The organism is Bacillus sp. AFS001701 (assembly GCF_002559405.1).
Classification (GTDB): domain Bacteria; phylum Bacillota; class Bacilli; order Bacillales; family Bacillaceae_G; genus Gottfriedia.
This window is the reverse complement of the sequence record NZ_NTZO01000660.1, coordinates 1-2,010: the sequence shown is the minus strand read 5'-3', so window position 1 is coordinate 2,010 and position 2,010 is coordinate 1. Positions and strand designations below refer to the sequence as shown.

3 protein-coding genes are annotated in these 2,010 nt (G+C 30.4%); all 3 read left to right on the top strand.

All coding sequences use genetic code 11. The annotated features are described in order from the left end of the window. Positions 1-378 precede the first annotated feature (378 nt). The 3 genes from CN514_RS24475 to crcB (CN514_RS24465) are packed head-to-tail and all read left to right on the top strand — an operon-like array spanning position 379 to position 1,936. The gene (locus CN514_RS24475) at positions 379-1,140 is read left to right on the top strand and encodes a CPBP family intramembrane glutamic endopeptidase (RefSeq protein WP_176526070.1); all 762 of its coding nucleotides are present in this window, start codon (positions 379-381) and stop codon (positions 1,138-1,140) included. 50 nt (positions 1,141-1,190) lie between these two features. Continuing rightward, positions 1,191-1,580, top strand: coding sequence for a fluoride efflux transporter CrcB (gene crcB, locus CN514_RS24470; RefSeq protein ID WP_098234793.1), 390 nt, complete (start codon positions 1,191-1,193; stop codon positions 1,578-1,580). After that, positions 1,577-1,936: a fluoride efflux transporter CrcB gene (crcB, locus tag CN514_RS24465; RefSeq protein ID WP_286141827.1), complete on the top strand. Its 360-nt coding sequence runs from the start codon at positions 1,577-1,579 to the stop codon at positions 1,934-1,936. The genes crcB (CN514_RS24470) and crcB (CN514_RS24465) overlap by 4 nt, the downstream gene beginning before the upstream one ends. Positions 1,937-2,010: the final 74 nt, after the last annotated feature.

Sequence of the window (2,010 nt, the reverse complement as noted above, 5' to 3'; positions counted from 1 at the left end):
CGGGAAGGCTAAAGACCCCGAAGGCCTGCCGAGGAGGCTAAAGAATCTCGCCCCATGGAAAGCGAGCATCCCGTAATGGAAATCAACACCACACTACTCCTTTTACGAAAATTTGATAATTAATAGAGGGTTGTTTTTCAACAACGTGAAAACAAGGTATATTAACATACCTTGTTTTTTAATTATGTTATAGTAAATTCTCAACTCATATAATCCACTCAATCTTTCATATATTAAATAACAAAAGTTTTTAAATAATTAGACTCATATTCTATTTCTAGTTCTTTCAGCTTTAAATTTAAGATAAAATAGGATATGTTAGTATAAATATAAATAAGAAAGTTTATGAACATAGATCATATAATTGGAGGAGCCGATTTGGATAATGAATTAAACTATAAAACAATCATTCCAGAAAATATTCCGAATGAACGTAAGTCCGCCTTAAAAACACTTGGCTACTATTTTTTAATATTTATTGTTGGCTTGAACTTACTAATCTTGATTGCTTCAATATGGGGTATGATCTTTGTTAGGGTTGCGGATATAAACCTTACTGAAAAACAATTCGATAATCTTGTAAATACCGTATCAATTTATTCCGATTCAATTTTTGGTGTCCTCAGCTTATTATGGCTCTATTATTATACGAAGAAAAAAGGACTTCTAACTTTAAGACGAATAAATATAAATGTGATTGACGTTGTGATCGTTTTAGGAGCATACGTGGTTCTTATGGCTTCTTCACAACTTCTTGATGTTATTTTTCAACATTTCAATTATTCAATTGCTACGCCAGATAACCAAAAAGCAGTGGAAGGCTTATTGCGGACTAATCCAGTCCTTATGATTATATCTGCAGTTATTCTTGCACCAATTAAAGAAGAATGGATTACACGTAAGTTAATTATTGGTTCGATTTTTAAAAACTCGCCAATTATTGGTTTAATTGTCAGTTCATTTGGGTTTGGTTTATTGCATATGCTTGCCGGTTTTTCAATTTATGCATTACTATCTTATTCTTTAGCTGGTTTAATTTTTGGTATTATTTATATCAAAACAAAAAAAATCGAAGTTACGATTTTTGCCCATTTTTTAAATAACTTAGTTTCAATTATTGCTTTTTTTATTGTAAACTAACAAAAAAACGCTCTTAGGAGCGTTTTTATATTGTATTTATGAGGTGTACTATGAATTATTTATTAATACTAATCGGAGGGTTTTTTGGAGCAATTCTTCGTTACATAATAGGTCTATCAATCCATCCACTATCAAATGGATTTCCAATTCAAACATTTTTAATTAATATAATTGGGTGCTTCTTTTTAGGTTTCTTTTTACCGATGGCTAAAGTTAAATTAAAACCTGAATATACTTTACTAATCGGAACTGGATTTACTGGAGCATTCACTACATTCTCTACATTTTCAATTGAAAATGTAGCTCTGATGGATGAAAAAAAATTGCTAGTAAGTTTAGTCTATATCATCTCAAGTTTAGTGATTGGAATAAGTTTGGCGTATCTTGGTTTTAAAGCGGCTGAGAAATTCAACAAAGTAAAAGGAGAAACCTCATCATGATTGTTATTGTTGGAATAGGTGGGGGAATCGGAGCAATTTTTCGCTATGCCCTTGGAAACTATGTTAATAAAAAAGTTAAAACAAATTTTCCTTTTGGAACATTCGTTATAAACATATTCGGATCGTTTATTTTAGGTTTAATAAACCATTTGTATCTCGATAAATCGATTTCTACTACAATGTGGTTGTTTATTGGAGTAGGAATATTAGGTGGGTTTACAACCTTTTCAACATTTGGTTACGAATCAATTCAATTAATAGTTGTAAAAAAGTATAAAACTGCGTTATCTTATATCATTTTATCTACTATTATTAGTATTTGTTGTGCATATATCGGTATTCATATTTTTAGATGAACCGACAAAAAAATCTAAAACAAAAACCTCTGTTCCCAGAGGTTTTTTTCATGCTGTTGAAAAACAACCTTGTC